This window comes from Pseudomonas sp. DY-1, from assembly GCF_003626975.1.
Taxonomy (GTDB): domain Bacteria; phylum Pseudomonadota; class Gammaproteobacteria; order Pseudomonadales; family Pseudomonadaceae; genus Metapseudomonas.
Window position 1 is genome coordinate 5,401,282 of sequence record NZ_CP032616.1, and the last position, 17,233, is coordinate 5,418,514.

Below are 17,233 nucleotides of genomic sequence, written 5' to 3' on the forward strand. Positions count from 1 at the left end.
AGGAAATTTGTGATCACAGGCGTACATTGAAGGCATGGTGCCATTACGGGAAGGAGCCCCATGAGCCCATCCAGCCAGCGGGTCAGCCATAGAGCCTTGCAGAGTTTGCTGTTGAAGCGCTTCGGTATGGCAGTGGCTACCTACTCGATGGTCCTGCTTTTGTGCTGGGTCGCGATGATCGGTGGCTTGTTCCGGGTTTCGGCGAGCACCGCCCTGATCGGCTCCGGCTTCGTCGCCCTGTCCCAGTTCGTCCTGTTCTGGCTGTTCATGAGCGGGCACAACCTGCGCTTTTCCGATCCCAGCCTGACCGAGCCCCAGGTGCTGCTGGCGCTGGCCTGGAACACTTGGCTGATGTCCATGGTCGACACCGCGAGGGGGACACTGCTGGCGGTTTATGTGCTGATCATGATGTTTGGCGTATTCCAGCTCAAACCGCGGGTATTCGCCCGCTGCGCGGCAGTCGGCTTCTTTGCTTTCGCCGGCCTCAATCTGTTTGAAGCCTACTGGATGCGCTTGCCCGATCCGGCCCTGGCGTTGTTGCAGGTTTGCGTGCTGTTCGTGTTGATGGTCTGGCTGAGCTTGTTCGCCAGCTATGTCCAGGCGCTGCGCCAGCGCATGCGTCAACGTCGCTTTGCCCTCCAGGCGCACCAGGACACCCTGCGTGGAATGATGCGTCAGTTGGAGGACCTGGTAGCCACCGACGAGCTGACCGGGCTGTTCAATCGCCGTCATTTCCTACGCCTGGCCAGTCGCGAGCTGGAGAACCTGACGCCGAACCGCCGGCATGGGCTGGCGCTGATCGACCTGGACCATTTCAAGCGAATCAATGATGTCCATGGCCATGCCGCCGGTGATCGGGTGTTGCAGACGTTCGCCGCCGTTGCGCGGGCGTGCCTGCGTGATGGCGATGTGCTTGCGCGCTACGGCGGCGAGGAGTTTGTCCTGCTCCTGCCCAACTGCGATGCAGACCGCCTTACCGCTTGTTGCGAGCGCCTGCGCCAGGCCTTTGAACAGGCCGAGCCGGTGGGCGTGCAGGTTGAGCGGTTGAGTCTGTCGGCGGGCATGACTCTGCTGACGGCCGGCGACGATCTGGATGATGCGCTGCAGCGTGCGGATCAGGCACTCTATCGGGCGAAGCGCGGCGGACGTAACCGTTGCGATGCCGCCTGGGAGGGGCAGGGTGCCTGAACTTGAAGTTGCCGGAAAACACTGGAGCGTTGCACCTGCCAGCAACTTGCTGGATGCCCTGAATGCCGGCGGTTGCAACGTGCCCTTTAGCTGCCGCGCTGGCAGTTGCCACGCCTGCCTGGTTCGTTGCCTGTCTGGAGAACCGGCTGATGCCCTACCTGAGGCGCTGGATAGTGTCCGGCGTGCCGAAGGCTGGCGGTTGTCCTGCCAGTGCCTGGTAGTGCAGGACCTAGTGGTGGAGGTCTTCGATCCCGCTCGTGATGGTCTTGAGGCAGAAGTCGTCGGTATCGACTGGTTGGCTCCAGACGTCCTGCGCTTGCGGCTCGTGCCGCAGCGACCTCTGCGCTACAGCGCGGGTCAGCACCTTCTGCTATGGAACGACGAGGGTATTGCGCGGCCCTATTCCCTGGCCAGCCTGCCCGGTGTCGATGACTGCCTGGAATTTCATCTGGATTGCCGCAAGCCCGGCCTCTTCAGCGATCGGGCTCGTCGTCTGGCATTGGGCGAGAAGCTGCGCCTGGGCGAACTCCATGGCGGTGCACTTCACTACGATCCATCCTGGGATGCGCGGCCGCTACTGTTCCTCGCTTCGGGCACCGGTCTCGCGCCGCTCTGGGGGCTGCTGAGGGAGGCCTTGCGGCAGCATCACCAAGGCCCCATGCGCGTCATTCACCTGGCCCATGACGCCCAGGGCCACTACCTTGCCAACCCCCTTGCCGAGCTGGCCACAGCCCATCCAGGCCTGGAAGTCAGCCTGATCTCCCCGGCCGAGCTGCCAGAGGTTTTGGCGCAATTCCGCCTTGTTTCCCGCCAGACCATCGCCTTACTCTGCGGCCATCCTGCCAGCGTCGAAGAGTTTGCACGCCGGCTGTACCTGGCCGGCCTGCCCCGCAATCAGTTGCTGGCCGATACCTTCCTGACCCGCGAAGCCTGAAGTCGCGGGCCAACACCCATCGAGGATTTGCCATGAGCGAGCACATTCTGGTCGAGCGCGAACAGGGCCTGCTGACGCTGCGGATGAACCGTCCGGACAAGAAGAATGCCCTGACCCGTGCCATGTACAGCGGCATGGCCGAAGTGCTGGACGCCGCGCGAAACGATGCTGGCGTACGTGTCGTGCTGATCACCGGCAGCGAGGAGTGCTTCACCAGCGGCAACGACATCGTGGACTTTCTGCAGGAACCGCCGAGCGGGATGGGCAGCCCGGTGTTCCAGTTCATGCGCGCGCTGTTCGACTTTCCCAAGCCTGTGGTGGCGGCGGTAAGTGGTCCGGCGGTAGGCATTGGCACAACCTTGTTGCTGCATTGCGATCTGGTCTTCGTGAGCTGCGATGCCAAGCTGAAGATGCCATTCGTCAGCCTTGGCCTCTGCCCCGAATTCGGTTCCAGCTTGATCCTGCCGCGTCTGCTCGGTCACGCGAAGGCGTCGGAGTTGCTGCTTTTGGGTGAAGGCTTCACGGGTGAGCAGGCTGCCAGCTGGGGTATCGCCAACGCTGCACTGGAAAATGGGGCTGCGACTCTGGCCCGCGCCCGCGAGGCCGCACTGCGATTCCTCGACCTGGCGCCCTCGGCACTGGCGGTGAGCAAGCGCCTGATGCAGGCGCCGGGCCGCGAAGAGTTGCGCCGGGTGATCGCGGAAGAGGGCGAGATGTTCAGCCAGCGCCTGCGTTCGCCTGAGGCGGTGGAAGCGCTGTCGGCCTTCACCCAGCGACGCAAGCCGGATTTCTCGAAGTTTGTATGAGGCTGCGAGAGCCGCTGTAGGGGAATCGATGCTGTAGGGGCGAATGAATTCGCCCCTACAAGAAAGCCAAAAGCCGCCCCGAAGGGCGGCTTTTTTCGTTCCAGGCCAGGTCAGACCAGCAGGTCGCCGACGTGGAGGATCTTCATGGTGTTGGTGCCGCCCTGGGTGGTGTAGCTGTCACCCTTGGTCAGGATCACCCAGTCACCCTTGGTCACCACGCCGCGTTGCAGCAGTTCGTCCACGGCCATCTGGCTGACCTTCTCCGGGGGCAGTGCGGCGGCGTCGAAGGGGATGGTCTCCACGCCACGGAACAGCGCCACGCGGGCCTGGGTCTCGCGGTGAGGCGAGTAGGCGAAGATCGGCACCGAGGAGCGGATGCGCGACATGATCAACGGTGTGTAGCCGCTTTCAGTCAGGCAAATGATGGCCTTGATACCTGGGAAGTGGTTGGCGGTGTACATCGACGCCAAGGCAATGCTCTCGTCGCAGCGGTCGAAGGTCTGACCGATGCGGTGGTGGGAGCGGCGGGTATCCGGGTGCTTCTCGGCGCCCTGGCAAATACGCGCCATGGCTTGCACGGCCTCGACCGGGTACTCGCCAGCGGCGCTTTCGGCCGAAAGCATCACGGCGTCGGTGTAGTCGAGCACGGCGTTGGCTACGTCCGAAACTTCGGCGCGGGTCGGCATCGGGCTGTGGATCATCGACTCCATCATCTGGGTCGCGGTGATCACGGCTTTGTTGTAGCGGCGGGCATGCAGGATGATCTTCTTCTGGATACCCACCAGTTCGGCGTCGCCAATTTCCACGCCGAGGTCGCCACGGGCCACCATGACGGCGTCGCTGGCGCGGATCAGGCCGTCGAGGGCCTCGTCGTCGGCCACGGCTTCGGCGCGTTCGATCTTGGCCACCAGCCAGGCCTTGCCACCGGCTTCGTCGCGCAGGCGGCGGGCCAGCTCCATGTCTGCGGCGTCACGGGGGAACGAGACGGCCAGGTAATCCAGTTCCATTTCCGCGGCCAGCTTGATGTCGGCCTTGTCCTTGGCGGTCAGCGCCGGTGCAGTCAGGCCGCCGCCGCGACGGTTGATGCCCTTGTGGTCGGACAGCGGACCGCCGATCAGCACGGTGCAATGCAGTTCGTCAGCGGTGGTGGCGACGACGCGCATCACCACGCGACCGTCGTCCAGCAGCAGCTCGTCGCCGACGCCGCAATCCTTGATCAGGTCCGGGTAGTCGATGCCCACCACTTCCTGGTCGCCGGCGTCACGCGGATGGGTGACGGAGAAGCGGAAGCTGTCGCCTTCCTTCAGTTCGATGCGTTTGTTGGCGAACTTGGCGATGCGGATCTTCGGGCCTTGCAGGTCGCCGAGCAGCGCGACGAAACGGCCGTGCTTGGCGGCCAGTTCGCGGACCAGGCGGGCGCGTGCCTTGTGTTCCTCGGGGCTACCGTGGGAGAAGTTCAGGCGGGCGACGTTCAGCCCCGCGACGATCAGTTGCTCCAGGACCTCCGGGGAGTTGCTGGCCGGGCCGAGGGTGGCGACGATTTTGGTACGGCGAAAAGGCATGCGAAGACTCCATTTTTCAAGCAGAGCGCGAGGCTACTACGCGAGAAAACTGTAGTCATTGTTCCTTTGCACTACCCGCTGAATTGTTTCAGGTGGGCCGCTGGGCGGCGCTACGGACGACTCTGATTGAGGGCCTGGTCGAGGTGCTGCGAAGCCTTGCTGGCCAGGTCGCTGTCGGGGAACTGCACCAGTAGCCGGCGGAAATAGCCAATGGCCTTGTCGCGACTGGCGTGGGGATTGTCCGGCGCCAGGTACATCAGGCCCAGTTGATAGAGCGCCTTCTCCTTGATGTCAGGCTGTACGTGGGCGTCGGACAGTGCCAGCAGGTAGAGCTCCTCGGCTTCGGCCACGCGGTCCTTGAGTACTGCCCGGCGTGAAAGCAGGGTCATGTCCGGATCCAGTCCCGGCTTGTAGAGATCGAGGTTGTTGCTTGGCTGCCAGGTGGCGAGGAGTTCGCGGGACGTCTTCTGCACTGGCTCCCCGGCCCGCTGGCGAATGACCAGAATGCGCGCTTCGGCGCGTTGAGCCGCGCGGCTGCTGGGAAATTCGTCGAGCACCCGCTCCAGGTAGCCCAGCGCCTTGGCATCGTTGCGCTGCTCGTTGTAACGGCTCATATAGATCAGGCCGATCTGGTAGAGGCTGATGGCGCGTACGTCGTCGCTGAACTTGTCGTCGCGGTAGCCGACCAGATACAGCTCTTCCGCCTCCGGACTCTTCGCGTCGCGGATGGCCATGGCGCTGTAGGTCAGCAGATCGCCTTCTTCCTCTACTGCCGCGGCCATCCGATTGCTTTTCATGGTCTTGTACTCCACCACCTCGTTGGTGGTGACCTGGGCAATGAATAGCGGAGTGGTGGGCGAGCAGGCGCCCAGTAGCAGGCACAGGGCGAGAAGGGTGGGGCGCGTGGAGTGCATGGCGGGAGCGTGTCCTTGGGCGACTTCCGCAGTCTAGCAGTGGCCGCTTGCCCTCCGAGTCGCGCGCCAGCAGGACCAATCGGAGGTTATGCTTTGCACTTCTCGTTCGCCCAACGGCCTGAAGAAGCGGCGCTCCCAGCCGATATCCCGTGGGACGGAGGAATTACCCATGAGAACCCTGATCATCCTGACCCTGTTGGTGGCCGTGGGCGGTTGCACCCGCTGGTCCCTCGACCATCACCTGAACAGCGCCTACCGCTCCTACGAGAAGGGGGATTGCGAGGATGTGATGCTCGAGCTGTCCAAGGCAGAGCGCAAAAGCCGGTCCCGCCAGTACCTGCAACCGGAAATCTCTCTGTTGCGCGGCCAGTGCCTGGAGCGCCAGAGACTGTTCGTCGATGCAGCGCAGACTTACCAGTTCATCATCGCCCGCTATCCCACCAGCGAGTACGCCTATCGGGCCAAGGCCCGCTTGGAGACCCTGGAGCAGCTCGGCCACCTTGGCGGCAGCGCTGCCCGCGCCAGCGCCACACCGCTCTGACCCGTAACCCGGCCGTCGGTCGTTGTCAGCTTGAGCTGCGTTCGGCCGGGGCTAAGCTGTGCGTCAATCCGAGGAACCCTGGAATGCGCCACCTGCTGTGCTGCCTGTTGCTGGTTCCGGCCATCGCCGGTGCAGAGATCTATCGCTGGACTGATGCCCAGGGACAGGTGCATTTCAGCGAGACGCCCGGGGAGGGAGCCGAGCCGGTCTCGGTGAAGCCCCAGGTGGTGGAGCGTGACCAGGCGACTCGTGAGCGCGAGGCGCGCACCGCGAAATTCTTCGATGCGCGCCGCCAGGAAAAGGCCGCTGCAGCTGACCAGGCCACGGAGGCTCGGGAGAAGCAGCAGAGAAGGTGCGGCCAGTTGCGTTCGCAGCAGGACCAGCTAAGTCGCGGCGGCCCGTTTTACCGGGTCGACGAGCGTGGCGAACGTCAGTACTACACTGATGAAGAGATCGAAACCTTCCATCGCAAGCTCGGCGAGAACATCTCCCGCGATTGCAATTGAAGGTTGGTCTGGGGTTACAACGAGTTCATACTGAAGTGCCACCAATAGCGATTTGATATCATGCCGACCAAGCGCCATATCGAACGCCATCAGTTGCCTTATTACCTGAAGGTGTTCAATCGCATCACCGACAAGCCCATGGGTTACCTGGGCAATGTTTCGATGGACGGCCTGATGCTGATCAGTCAGCTGCCCATGCTGGTGGGCGCGCGCTTCGACATGCAGCTGAAGATTCCGGGCAAGGATGGGCAGCTGCACTTCATCGATTTCTATGCCACCTGCCAGTGGTGCCATGAGGACGTGACTCCCGGGCATTACGATTCCGGCTTCTCGCTGGTTGCGCCGCCGTCGGAGTATGCCGACCTGATCGATGCCCTGCGTTTCTATTTCAGCTTTCGTCCTTTGGCCGCCTCGGCCTGAGTCTGCCTGAAAAAAGGTTGCCAGCCTGCTTCGAACTTTCCCTGATTCGTGCAATGGAAAATAAAAAAGGCGCCATTTGGCGCCTTTTTCGCAGCAGATCGACTCAGGGGCGGATTTCGATCAGCGTGCCATCTTTCACCAGGCTCCAGATTTCGCGCATGTCAGAGTTCTTCATGGCGATGCAGCCTTCGGTCCAGTCCAGGCTGTGGAAGTACCACTCGGGGTATTCCTCATCGAGCGGGGTGCCGTGGATCATGATCATGCCGCCCGGCGGCACGCCCTTGTCCCGTGCCTTGGCGGCGTCGCGGGCGTTGGGGTAGGAGATGTGCATGGCCAGGTTGAATTTGTCGCTGGTCTTTCGCCAGTCGATCCAATAGAAGCCCTCGGGAGTGCGCTGGTCTCCTTCACGCAGCTTGGGGCCAAGCGGTTGCTTGCCAAGGGAGATGCGGTAGGACTTGAGAATGTCGCCGCGATTCATCAGTAGCAGCTTGCGCTCCGATTTCACCACCAGGACCTTGTCGATGGATTTTTCACCCATAGTCGGCGTAGTGCTCGCTTGGGCGAGAGCGGCAAGGCTCATGGAAAGTACGACTAGCAACCAGCGCATCGGCACAACAACCCCACAGTGTTCAAGTAAGCAGATATAGCGGTCAGGCTTTTTTGTAGTAGGCCCGCAACGGCGCGAGCGGCTCGTTGCGCACCGGGAAGACCTGCCCGGTGCGGTCGGCGAAGTAGCATTCTAAGGTACGGCCCACGGTCGGAAAAGCCAGCTCCGACCAGGGAATATCCTGTTCGAGGAAGAGGCGCACTTCCAGGCTTTCGTCACCGGCGGCGAAGTTCAGATCGACCAGTTCGGCGCGGAAGAAGGTGTACACCTGGCTGATGTGCGGCAGGTCGAACAGCGTGTAAAGGCTGAGATTGCTCACCCGCGCGCAGGCTTCTTCGAGTGTTTCGCGGGCGGCGGCCTGCTCCATGGTCTCGCCGTTCTCCATGAAGCCGGCGGGAAGGGTCCAGTAGCCCTTGCGCGGGTCGATGGCGCGGCGGCAGAGCAGTACCTGCTCGCCCCAAACCGGCAGGCAGCCGGCGACGATGCGCGGGTTCTGGTAGTGGATCGTGTGGCAACTGTCGCACACGTAGCGCAGGCGGTTGTCTCCGTCGGGGATGCGCTGGGCGATCGGGCCGCCGCACTGGCTGCAGTATTTCATCGTGGTTCCTCGGGGGCAGGAGCTCATCTTGGCGCGGCACGGTGTCGCACGGCAAGCGACGTACCGGGCAAACCAAAGGTGGTGAATGGTGCGACCTGTCGGCGTGGGACTTGGGCGTCCCACAGGTTCATGCCATGATGCCCGGCAGTCGAGAACAACGAGAAAATCCATGCTGGATGACCTGCTCCGTCGTGTGCAGAACTACTCCCCGAGAACCCTGGAAACCGATCACGACTTCCCCGAAGCGGCGGTACTGGTGCCTATCACTCGCAGCGACGAGCCTGAGCTTGTCCTGACGTTGCGCGCCAGTGGCCTGTCGACCCATGGCGGCGAGGTGGCCTTTCCCGGCGGTCGTCGCGACCCCGAGGATGCGGACCTGATCCACACCGCCCTGCGCGAAGCGGAGGAAGAAGTGGGCCTGCCACCAGGGCTGGTGGAGGTCATCGGCCCGCTCAGCCCCCTGGTTTCCCGCCATGGCATAAAGGTCACACCTTATGTCGGGCTGGTTCCGGACTTCGTCCAGTACAAGGCCAACGATGGGGAGATCGACTCGGTCTTCAGCGTGCCGCTCGTGTTCTTTCGCGACGATCCGCGACAGGTGACCCACCGCATCGACTACCTCGGCCGCAGCTGGTACGTACCCAGCTATCAGTACGGCGAATACAAGATCTGGGGCCTGACGGCGATCATGGTCATCGAACTGGTCAACCTGGTCTATGACGCTGGAATCGATATGACTCGCGCCCCCGCGAGCTTCATAAAACTCAAATAAGCCCCGTTTGAGGAGCGCCTGATGAAATACCGCCTTGGAACCTCCCAGGTCGAAACCCATCCCGAGAGCTGGGTCGCACCTAATGCCACCCTGGTGGGCAAGGTGCGCCTGGATGCCGGTGCCAGCATCTGGTTCGGCGCCGTGCTGCGCGGTGACAACGAGCTGATCCACATCGGTGAGAACAGTAACGTCCAGGATGGCACGGTGATGCACACCGATATGGGCTATCCGCTGAACATCGGCCGCTCCGTCACCATCGGCCACAACGCCATGCTGCACGGCTGTTCGGTGGGTGATTTCAGTCTCATCGGCATCAACGCCGTGGTGCTCAACGGCGCGAAGATCGGCAAGTACTGCATCATCGGCGCTAACGCACTGATCCCCGAAGGCAAGGAAATTCCCGATGGTTCGCTCGTCATGGGCGCTCCCGGCAAGGTGGTGCGCGAGCTGACCGAGCAACAGAAGAAGATGCTCGAAGCCAGTGCCGCCCACTACGTACACAATGCCCAGCGCTACGCCCGCGATCTGGCCGAGCAGGACGACTGATGGACGCCGAACGCCCCGTCCGCTCCCCCTGCGTGCAAGTCTGCGTGCTGGACGACCATGACATCTGCGGCGGCTGCCAACGCAGCGCCGACGAAATCACCCGCTGGGGCCGCATGGACAATGCCGAGCGCCGCGAAGTCCTGGCCCGCTGCTTCGAGCGCGCCAAGGCCAGCGGCCAGTTCATCAGCACTCCGCCCCAGGCTTCTTGACTCCCCCGAGGAAACGACATGTCCCGTATTGGAACCCCCTTGTCGCCCAGCGCGACCCGTGTGCTGCTGTGTGGCTCCGGCGAACTCGGCAAGGAGGTGGTGATCGAACTGCAGCGCCTCGGCTGTGAAGTGATCGCCGTTGACCGTTATGCCGATGCACCGGCCATGCAGGTGGCCCACCGCAGCCACGTCATCAGCATGCTTGACGGTGCTGCCCTGCGCGCAGTGATCGAGCAGGAGAAGCCGCATTACATCGTGCCGGAGATCGAGGCCATCGCCACCGCGACTCTGGTCGAACTGGAGGCCGAAGGCTTCACCGTGGTGCCCACCGCCCGTGCGGCCCAGTTGACGATGAACCGGGAAGGTATCCGCCGTCTCGCCGCCGAGGAACTGGGCGTGCCCACCTCGCCCTATCATTTCGCCGATACCTTCGAGGATTACAGCGCGGCAGTGGCCAGCGTCGGCTATCCCTGCGTGGTCAAGCCGATCATGAGTTCCTCCGGTAAAGGCCAGTCAGTGCTCAAATCCGACGCAGATCTGAAGGCCGCCTGGGACTACGCCCAGGAAGGTGGCCGCGCCGGCAAAGGGCGGGTCATCGTCGAAGGTTTCATCGACTTCGAGTACGAGATAACCCTGCTCACCGTGCGCCACATCGGCGGTACCAGCTTCTGCGCGCCTATCGGCCATCGCCAGGTGAAGGGCGACTACCACGAATCCTGGCAGCCCCAGGCCATGAATCCGAAGGCCCTGGCCGAGTCGGAGCGTATTGCCCAGCTAGTGACCGAAGCCCTGGGTGGCCGAGGCCTGTTCGGCGTCGAACTGTTCATCAAGGGCGACCAGGTGTGGTTCAGCGAGGTTTCGCCGCGTCCCCACGATACCGGCCTGGTGACCCTGATTTCCCAGGACTTGTCCGAATTCGCCCTGCACGCGCGAGCCATTCTTGGCCTGCCGATCCCGGCTATTCGCCAGATGGGGCCGTCCGCTTCGGCGGTGATCCTGGTCGAGGGCAAGTCCAGCCAGGTCAGCTTCGGCAATCTGGGCGCTGCGCTCAGCGAGCCGGATACCGCGCTGCGCCTGTTCGGCAAACCGGAAGTGGATGGCCAGCGCCGCATGGGCGTTGCCCTGGCGCGGGACGAGTCCACCGACTTGGCGCGGGCCAAGGCGACCCGGTCCGCCCAGGCGGTCGACATCAAGCTGTGATGCGCCTGGCCACGCTGTGCTGGTGGGTAGCGGCGTTGCCGCTGTTACCCTTAGCACTGCCCATGGCCATGCACACTCGTCGCACCGCCCTGCGCCTGGCACCGGCCGCTGGCTCGGAGCGCGGGCTTGCCGGAAGCGAGCTGCAAGGCGATCCCCTCCGGCTTTTATTGATTGGTGAATCCACCGTCGCCGGTGTCGGCGCGTCCTGCCTGGACTTCGCCCTGGCTGGTCAGCTGGCAGCCGCTCTGGCCTTGCGCCTGCGGCGCCCTGTGGCCTGGCGTGCCTGCGGCGAGAATGGCATCACCGCCGGCGAGGCCCTGAAGCGCTTGCTGCCGCAAGCGGCAGATGAACCCGTTGATCTGGTGCTGCTGGTCTTCGGCGTCAACGACACCACTCATTTCAGCTCCAGCCGTAGTTGGCAGGAGGCCCTGAATGGGATGGCTCGGCATTTCGTAGAGCGTGGCGCGCAAGTCGCCCTGGCCGGCGTGCCGCCGCTGCAGCATTTCACTGCATTGCCCTGGCTGTTGCGCCAGTTGCTCGGCTGGCGGGCCAGGCTGCTGGACCGTCAACTGCGAGCGTTGGCTGAGCGTGAGGGGCTGGTCTGTTGTGCCACCAGTCTGGAAATGCGCCCGGAGTTTCTGGCGTTGGATGGCTACCATCCTTCCGCACTTGGTTATCGCGTCTGGGGCGAGTCACTGGCGGACTGGTTCGTCGCCTCGGCCCAACCGTCTCCGGAGGCGGAGGGCCTGGCGCTCGACCTTAGCGTGTGAGGCTGAGGTCGCTGTCGCGGGTTTCCTTCAGGCAGAGGACGGCCAGCAGGCTGATTACTGCCGCTATCGACACATAGCCCCCGACCCAGCTCAGGCCACCCATGGCGACCAGCTTCTGTGCGAAGAAGGGTGCCACCGAGGCGCCGACTATGCCCCCCAGGTTGTAGGCCGCCGAAGCGCCGGTGTAGCGCACGCGAGTTGGAAACAGCTCCGGCAGCAATGCTCCCATGGGTGCGAAGGTCACGCCCATCAGGAACAGCTCGATGCAGAGGAACAGCGCCACGCCGTAGGCCGAGCCCTGGGTCAGCAGGGGTTCCATGGTGAATCCGGAGAGGATCGCCAGTAGCGTGCCGCCGATCAGCACCGGCTTGCGCCCGAAACGATCGCTGAGCCAGGCGGATATCGGCGTCGCGAGGGCCATGAAGAGCACTGCAAAGCAGAGCAGGGCGAGGAAGGTCTCGCGGCTGTAGCCCAGGGTGGACACCCCGTAGCTCAGGGAGAAGACCGTGGAGATGTAGAACAGTGCGTAGCACACCACCATGGCCAGGGCGCCGAGAAGCAGGGGCCGCCAGTGTCCGGAGAAGGTGTCCAGCAGTGGCACGCGGGATTTCTCCTGGCGGGCCATGGCTTGGGCGAAGACCGGCGTTTCTTCCAGCTTCAGCCGCACATAGAGGCCGACTACTACCAGCACGGCGCTGAGCAGGAAGGGAATGCGCCAGCCCCAGCTGCGGAACTGCTCGTCATCGAGCTCCATGGCCAGACCGAGGAACAGACCGTTGGCGGCGAGGAAGCCGATGGATGGGCCGAGTTGTGGGAACATGCCATACCAGGCTCGTTTCCCGGGCGGAGCGTTTTCCGTGGCGAGTAACGCCGCACCACCCCATTCGCCACCCAGCCCGAGGCCTTGGCCGAAACGCAGCAGGCACAACAGGATGGGCGCCCAGGCACCGATGCTCTCGTAACCGGGTAGTACGCCGATCAGGGTGGTGGACACGCCCATCAGCAGCAGCGAGGCGACCAGGGTGGACTTGCGCCCGATGCGATCGCCGAAATGGCCGAACAGCGCCGAGCCCAGCGGGCGGGCGAGGAAGGCTATGCCGAAGGTGAGGAAGGCCGAAAGCATCTGCGCGGTGCTGGAGGTCTGCGGAAAGAACACCGGACCAATCACCAGCGCGGCGGCGGTGGCATAGACATAGAAATCATAGAACTCGATGGCGGTGCCGATGAAGCTGGCGGTCGCTACCCGCACCGGGGAGTTGGCCGGTTGGGTGCCCGGGGTGTCGCTTAGGGCGGCGCTGGTCATCTGTGGATATCCCTTTGCATGGGCCGGACGTGCTCCTTGCGGGATGCCCGGCGGGTCTCTGGAGCTGGCGATCGCTGAGGGATGGGCTGATGGCGCTGTGTCGCCATCGAATCCCGGGCTGCAGGCGGGTGGCCGCGGCGGATGGTTCTCAGGTGGTCGCAGAGTGCGGCCGGTGGCGCGGCGTCGCGGGTGGCGACTGTGGCCGGAGGAGGGCGGGTAAGCCCGGGTCGATTATAGGAAGGGGCCCCGGCCGGGACTACTAGGCCTTTGGCGTAAGTCCGGCGCGCCAGGCGAGCACACGCTGTACGCGGTTGTCGCCGGACTGGAGGATTTCCAGGCGGTACGGGCCGACCTTCAGGCACACGCTTGAGTCGGGAATCTGCTCCAGGGCTTCGGTGATCAGGCCGTTGAGGGTCTTCGGCCCGTCGCAAGGGAGGTGCCAGCCGAGCACCCGATTCAGTTCGCGCAGATGAAGCGCACCGTCGAGCTCGTAGTGGCCGTCATCGCGCGATTGGATGCCGGGATTGGGAGCGAAGTCTTCCAGGCTGCCGAACTCGCCCACCAGCTCCTGGAAGATGTCTTCCAGGCTGACCAGGCCCACCACATCGCCGTACTCGTCGACCACGATGCCGAGGCGGCGCTTCTGCTTCTGGAAGTTCACCAGCTGCGTCAGCAATGGCGTGCTTTCCGGCACGAAGTAGGTTTCCCGGCTGACTGCCAGCAGCGATTCGGCGCTGGGCCTGCCCTCCGCCAGCAGGCGCGGTAGCTGGCGCAGGTGGAGGATGCCTTCGATCTGGTTGATGTCTTCGCGATACAGCGGCAGGCGAGTGTGGGTGGCGTTCTGCAGTTGGGCGATGAGCTCGTCTTGCGACGTGTCCAGGTCGATCCCCTGGATTTCGCTTCGGGGAATCATGATGGAACTGATACTGACCCGTTGCAGTGCATCGGTCACAGCAACCGGCAACCGCGATTGCGGCTGGATCTCCACGCCATGGCGGCGGCGTGTCGTCAGCCATGCGACCAGCGCGCCGGCTACCAGGGAGAGAGTGATTCCGAGGAGGAGGCCGGCGAGCAGTCCGTGCATGGGATAGTCAGACGTGAAGGATGAATTCGCGGACCAGCTTGCTGCCGAAATACGCCAGCATCAGCAGGCAGAAGCCCGCAAGGGTCCACCGTATGGCCTTGTGCCCGCGCCAGCCGAGCTGGTGGCGGCCCCACAGCAACACCCCGAACACGACCCAGGCGATGCAGGAAAGGATGGTCTTGTGCGCCAGGTGCTGGGCGAACAGGTTGTCCACGAACACCCAACCGGAGATCAGCGACAGCGACAGCAGGCACCAGCCGGCCCACAGGAAGCCGAACAGCAGGCTTTCCATGGTTTGCAGGGCAGGGAAGTTCTTTATCAGTCCGGAAGGATGCTTGTGCTTGAGCTGGTGGTCCTGCAGCAGCAACAGCAGCGCCTGGAACACCGCCATGGTCAGAAGGCCGTAGGCCAGGATGGACAGCAGGATATGCGCAAGGATGCCCGGCTCTTCATTGATGGCCTGGGACGTGCCGCCCGGCACCAGTACCGCCGCCAGCACCGTCAGGGTGCCAAGAGGCAGCAGCAGGAGCAGCAGGTTCTCGATGGGAATCCGCGCGACCGCCACGATGGTCAGCAGAATCACCGCTGCGGCGATCAGGCTGGCGGCATTGAAGAAGTCCAGGTAGAGCCCGGCAGGGGTTATCAACTGGAGGAAAAGTGCAGTGCAATGGGCGAGCAGGGCCAGGCCGCTGCCGAGGATCAGCAGACGTTTGTCCGGCGTAGTGCGCTGGCTGAGGCGAAAGCCGTGGTAGCCAGTGGTGCCCATATAGAGGAATGCAGCCAGGAGGCTGGGCAGCAGAGGGTGCATAAGTCCTTGTAAGGCAAGCCCGAAAGGCAGTGAGTGTGGCATACAAGGCTTGACGGTGAAAGACCGCTGGCGGTGTCGGCGGCGCCGACTCTTCGTTATACTCCGCCGCCTGCAGCAAGCTCAGCCGGGGCCCATGAGAGCCCGAAAGGAACGCGCATGTTTGAAAACCTAACCGACCGCCTCTCACAGACGCTGCGCCATGTCACCGGCAAGGCCAAGCTGACCGAGGACAACATCAAGGACACCCTGCGTGAAGTGCGCATGGCCCTGCTCGAGGCCGACGTCGCCCTCCCGGTGGTGAAGGACTTCGTCGCCAAGATCAAGGATCGGGCGGTCGGTACCGAGGTTTCCAAGAGCCTGACCCCGGGCCAGGCCTTCGTGAAGATCGTCCAGGCTGAACTGGTGGAGCTGATGGGCGCCGCCAACGAAGACCTGGCGCTTAACGCCGCGCCGCCGGCGGTGATCCTGATGGCCGGCCTGCAGGGCGCGGGCAAGACCACCACGGTCGGCAAGCTGGCGCGCTTCCTCAAAGAGCGCAAGAAGAAGTCGGTGCTGGTGGTTTCCGCGGACGTCTACCGCCCGGCGGCCATCAAGCAGCTGGAAACCCTGGCCAACGACATTGGCGTCACCTTCTTCCCGTCCGAAACCAGCCAGAAGCCGGTGGCCATCGCGCAAGCGGCAATTCAGGAAGCGAAGCTGAAGTTCATCGACGTCGTCATCGTCGACACCGCGGGTCGTCTGCACGTCGATACCGAGATGATGGATGAGATCAAGCAGGTCCATGCCGCCATCAAACCGGTGGAAACCCTGTTCGTCGTTGACGCCATGACTGGTCAGGATGCCGCCAATACTGCCAAGGCCTTCAACGATGCCCTGCCGCTGACCGGCGTGGTACTGACCAAGGTCGACGGCGACGCCCGTGGTGGTGCCGCGCTTTCCGTGCGCGCGATCACTGGCAAGCCAATCAAATTCCTCGGCATGGGCGAGAAGACCGAAGCCCTTGACCCCTTCCACCCGGATCGTGTCGCTTCGCGCATCCTCGGCATGGGTGACGTGCTTAGCCTGATCGAGCAGGCCGAGCAGAACATGGATCGCGAGAAGGCCGAGAAGCTCGCGAAGAAGATCAAGAAGGGCAAGGGCTTCGACCTCGAAGACTTCCGAGACCAACTGCAACAGATGAAGAACATGGGCGGTCTCGGCGGTCTGATGGACAAGCTGCCCATGCTCGGTGGCGTCAACCTGGCGCAGATGGGCAACGCGCAGAACGCCGCAGAAAAGCAGTTCAAGCAGATGGAAGCGATCATCAATTCCATGACCCCTGCAGAGCGTCGCGATCCCGATGTGATCAGCGGCTCGCGCAAGCGCCGCATTGCGCTGGGCTCCGGCACCCAGGTGCAGGACGTCGGTCGCCTCATCAAACAGCACAAGCAGATGCAGAAAATGATGAAGAAGGTCACCGCCAAAGGCGGCATGGCCAAGATGATGCGCGGCATGGGCAGCATGTTCCCCGGTGGCATGCCGAAGATGTGAGCCCTGGCCGCCGATCGGTGGCCGCCAAAAAGAGATTTGCAATCGGCCGCATAATCCTTAGAATATGCGGCCTTTCGGGCCCATGGCCCATGTGTGTGCACAGCTTGAAAAGCACCGACTATAGGAACGAAGTTCAATGGTAACCATCCGTCTTGCCCGTGGCGGCTCCAAGAAGCGCCCCTTCTACCACCTGACCGTGACCAACAGCCGCAATGCGCGCGACGGTCGCTTCGTTGAGCGCGTTGGCTTCTTCAACCCGGTTGCCCAGGGTGCAGAAGTCAAGCTCTCCGTAAATCAGGAGCGCGTCAGCTACTGGCTGAGCCAGGGCGCCCAGCCGTCTGAGCGTGTTGCTCAGCTGCTGAAGGAAGCTGCCAAGGCTGCTGCCTAAGCATCTTTATGAGCACGACGCCGGCTCCCGCCGATGAACTGATCGTTCTCGGCAAGATTTTCTCGGTGCATGGCGTACGTGGCGAGGTGAAGGTCTACTCCTTCACCGATCCGCTGGATAACGTGCTCGATTACCGCCGTTGGACGCTCAAGCGTGACAACGAGGTAAAGCAGGTCGAAGTCGCCAGCGGACGTGTGCACGGCAAGGTCCTGGTAGTAAGGCTGAAAGGGTTGGACGACCGCGAGGTTGCACGAACCTACGCAGGTTTCGAAGTCTGCGTTCCCGTCAGCGAACTGCCGGAACTCGACGATGACGAGTTCTACTGGCACCAGTTGGAAGGTCTCAATGTGATCAACCAGGACGAGCAACTGCTCGGCCGAATCGATCACCTCCTCGAGACCGGTGCCAACGATGTGATGGTGGTCAAGCCCTGTGCTGGCAGCCTCGATGATCGTGAACGCCTGCTGCCCTATACGGACCAGTGCGTGCTCTCGATTGATCTGGACGCCGGCGAGATGCGGGTGGATTGGGACGTTGATTTCTGAGG

The 17,233-nt window shown here is 63.1% G+C and carries 21 protein-coding genes; 14 read left to right on the forward strand and 7 right to left on the reverse strand.

Annotation, left to right across the window (positions count from 1 at the left end):
- The first annotated feature begins 60 nt into the window (after positions 1–60).
- Genes D6Z43_RS25430 through D6Z43_RS25440 form a run of 3 tightly spaced genes read left to right on the forward strand, consistent with a single transcriptional unit; the run spans position 61 to position 2,928 of the window.
- Complete coding sequence (locus D6Z43_RS25430; RefSeq protein ID WP_120654758.1) at positions 61–1,188, forward strand: diguanylate cyclase; 1,128 nt, start codon at positions 61–63, stop codon at positions 1,186–1,188.
- Positions 1,181–2,122, forward strand: a complete 942-nt coding sequence (locus D6Z43_RS25435) for an iron-sulfur-binding ferredoxin reductase (RefSeq protein ID WP_120654759.1) — start codon at positions 1,181–1,183, stop codon at positions 2,120–2,122. The genes D6Z43_RS25430 and D6Z43_RS25435 overlap by 8 nt, the downstream gene beginning before the upstream one ends.
- 32 nt (positions 2,123–2,154) lie before the next feature.
- A complete protein-coding gene (locus tag D6Z43_RS25440) occupies positions 2,155–2,928 on the forward strand; it encodes an enoyl-CoA hydratase (protein ID WP_120654760.1) in 774 nt (257 codons plus the stop codon).
- 110 nt (positions 2,929–3,038) lie between these two features.
- Here the strand turns inward: D6Z43_RS25440 and pyk are convergent, their stop codons facing one another.
- Positions 3,039–4,490 carry a pyruvate kinase gene (pyk, locus tag D6Z43_RS25445; RefSeq protein WP_120654761.1) on the reverse strand — a complete coding sequence of 484 codons (1,452 nt, stop codon included), beginning with the start codon at positions 4,488–4,490 and terminating at the stop codon, positions 3,039–3,041.
- 110 nt (positions 4,491–4,600) lie between these two features.
- Positions 4,601–5,404, reverse strand: coding sequence for a tetratricopeptide repeat protein (locus D6Z43_RS25450; RefSeq protein WP_120654762.1), 804 nt, complete (start codon positions 5,402–5,404; stop codon positions 4,601–4,603).
- Positions 5,405–5,573: 169 nt separating this feature from the next.
- On the opposite strand from D6Z43_RS25450, the gene D6Z43_RS25455 reads away from it, so the two are divergent.
- From D6Z43_RS25455 to D6Z43_RS25465, 3 genes are all read left to right on the forward strand, one after another.
- Positions 5,574–5,945, forward strand: a complete 372-nt coding sequence (locus tag D6Z43_RS25455; RefSeq protein ID WP_120654763.1) for a tol-pal system YbgF family protein — start codon at positions 5,574–5,576, stop codon at positions 5,943–5,945.
- Positions 5,946–6,028: 83 nt separating this feature from the next.
- Positions 6,029–6,451, forward strand: coding sequence for a DUF4124 domain-containing protein (locus D6Z43_RS25460; protein WP_120654764.1), 423 nt, complete (start codon positions 6,029–6,031; stop codon positions 6,449–6,451).
- 60 nt (positions 6,452–6,511) lie between these two features.
- Positions 6,512–6,871 (forward strand): PilZ domain-containing protein, encoded by a 360-nt coding sequence (locus D6Z43_RS25465; protein ID WP_077526741.1) that lies wholly within the window; start codon positions 6,512–6,514, stop codon positions 6,869–6,871.
- Between the two features lie 103 nt (positions 6,872–6,974).
- Here the strand turns inward: D6Z43_RS25465 and D6Z43_RS25470 are convergent, their stop codons facing one another.
- Together D6Z43_RS25470 and D6Z43_RS25475 are read right to left on the reverse strand one after the other, a co-directional pair.
- Entirely contained in the window at positions 6,975–7,478 is a 504-nt protein-coding gene (locus D6Z43_RS25470) for a murein L,D-transpeptidase family protein (protein WP_120654765.1), read from the reverse strand.
- A 43-nt stretch (positions 7,479–7,521) separates the two neighbouring features.
- Positions 7,522–8,076 carry an NUDIX hydrolase gene (locus D6Z43_RS25475; RefSeq protein WP_120654766.1) on the reverse strand — a complete coding sequence of 185 codons (555 nt, stop codon included), beginning with the start codon at positions 8,074–8,076 and terminating at the stop codon, positions 7,522–7,524.
- A gap of 169 nt (positions 8,077–8,245) precedes the next feature.
- Here D6Z43_RS25475 and D6Z43_RS25480 point away from each other — a divergent pair, with 169 nt between their 5' ends.
- Genes D6Z43_RS25480 through D6Z43_RS25500 form a run of 5 tightly spaced genes read left to right on the forward strand, consistent with a single transcriptional unit; the run spans position 8,246 to position 11,573 of the window.
- A complete protein-coding gene (locus D6Z43_RS25480) occupies positions 8,246–8,848 on the forward strand; it encodes a CoA pyrophosphatase (RefSeq protein WP_120654767.1) in 603 nt (200 codons plus the stop codon).
- A gap of 21 nt (positions 8,849–8,869) precedes the next feature.
- Positions 8,870–9,394: a gamma carbonic anhydrase family protein gene (locus D6Z43_RS25485; protein ID WP_120654768.1), complete on the forward strand. Its 525-nt coding sequence runs from the start codon at positions 8,870–8,872 to the stop codon at positions 9,392–9,394.
- Positions 9,394–9,603, forward strand: a complete 210-nt coding sequence (locus D6Z43_RS25490) for a DUF1289 domain-containing protein (RefSeq protein WP_162945874.1) — start codon at positions 9,394–9,396, stop codon at positions 9,601–9,603. Before D6Z43_RS25485 ends, D6Z43_RS25490 begins: the two co-directional genes overlap by 1 nt.
- An 18-nt stretch (positions 9,604–9,621) precedes the next feature.
- Complete coding sequence (gene purT, locus D6Z43_RS25495; protein WP_120654770.1) at positions 9,622–10,803, forward strand: formate-dependent phosphoribosylglycinamide formyltransferase; 1,182 nt, start codon at positions 9,622–9,624, stop codon at positions 10,801–10,803.
- Positions 10,803–11,573: an SGNH/GDSL hydrolase family protein gene (locus D6Z43_RS25500; RefSeq protein WP_371924286.1), complete on the forward strand. Its 771-nt coding sequence runs from the start codon at positions 10,803–10,805 to the stop codon at positions 11,571–11,573. The genes purT and D6Z43_RS25500 overlap by 1 nt, the downstream gene beginning before the upstream one ends.
- Here D6Z43_RS25500 and D6Z43_RS25505 read toward each other — a convergent pair.
- From D6Z43_RS25505 to D6Z43_RS25515, 3 genes are all read right to left on the reverse strand, one after another.
- Positions 11,563–12,876 carry an MFS transporter gene (locus D6Z43_RS25505; RefSeq protein ID WP_120654772.1) on the reverse strand — a complete coding sequence of 438 codons (1,314 nt, stop codon included), beginning with the start codon at positions 12,874–12,876 and terminating at the stop codon, positions 11,563–11,565. The genes D6Z43_RS25500 and D6Z43_RS25505 overlap by 11 nt on opposite strands.
- A gap of 259 nt (positions 12,877–13,135) precedes the next feature.
- The gene (locus D6Z43_RS25510) at positions 13,136–13,960 is read right to left on the reverse strand and encodes a transporter associated domain-containing protein (RefSeq protein ID WP_120654773.1); all 825 of its coding nucleotides are present in this window, start codon (positions 13,958–13,960) and stop codon (positions 13,136–13,138) included.
- A gap of 7 nt (positions 13,961–13,967) precedes the next feature.
- A complete protein-coding gene (locus tag D6Z43_RS25515; protein ID WP_120654774.1) occupies positions 13,968–14,768 on the reverse strand; it encodes an inner membrane protein YpjD in 801 nt (266 codons plus the stop codon).
- Between the two features lie 156 nt (positions 14,769–14,924).
- On the opposite strand from D6Z43_RS25515, the gene ffh reads away from it, so the two are divergent.
- The 3 genes from ffh to rimM all read left to right on the forward strand — a co-directional run bounded on the left by ffh (position 14,925) and on the right by rimM (position 17,231).
- The gene (gene ffh / locus D6Z43_RS25520) at positions 14,925–16,298 is read left to right on the forward strand and encodes a signal recognition particle protein (RefSeq protein WP_120654775.1); all 1,374 of its coding nucleotides are present in this window, start codon (positions 14,925–14,927) and stop codon (positions 16,296–16,298) included.
- Positions 16,299–16,434: 136 nt separating this feature from the next.
- Positions 16,435–16,686, forward strand: a complete 252-nt coding sequence (gene rpsP, locus D6Z43_RS25525) for a 30S ribosomal protein S16 (protein ID WP_069085410.1) — start codon at positions 16,435–16,437, stop codon at positions 16,684–16,686.
- An 8-nt stretch (positions 16,687–16,694) separates the two neighbouring features.
- Positions 16,695–17,231: a ribosome maturation factor RimM gene (rimM, locus tag D6Z43_RS25530; RefSeq protein ID WP_120654776.1), complete on the forward strand. Its 537-nt coding sequence runs from the start codon at positions 16,695–16,697 to the stop codon at positions 17,229–17,231.
- The last annotated feature ends 2 nt before the right edge of the window (positions 17,232–17,233 follow it).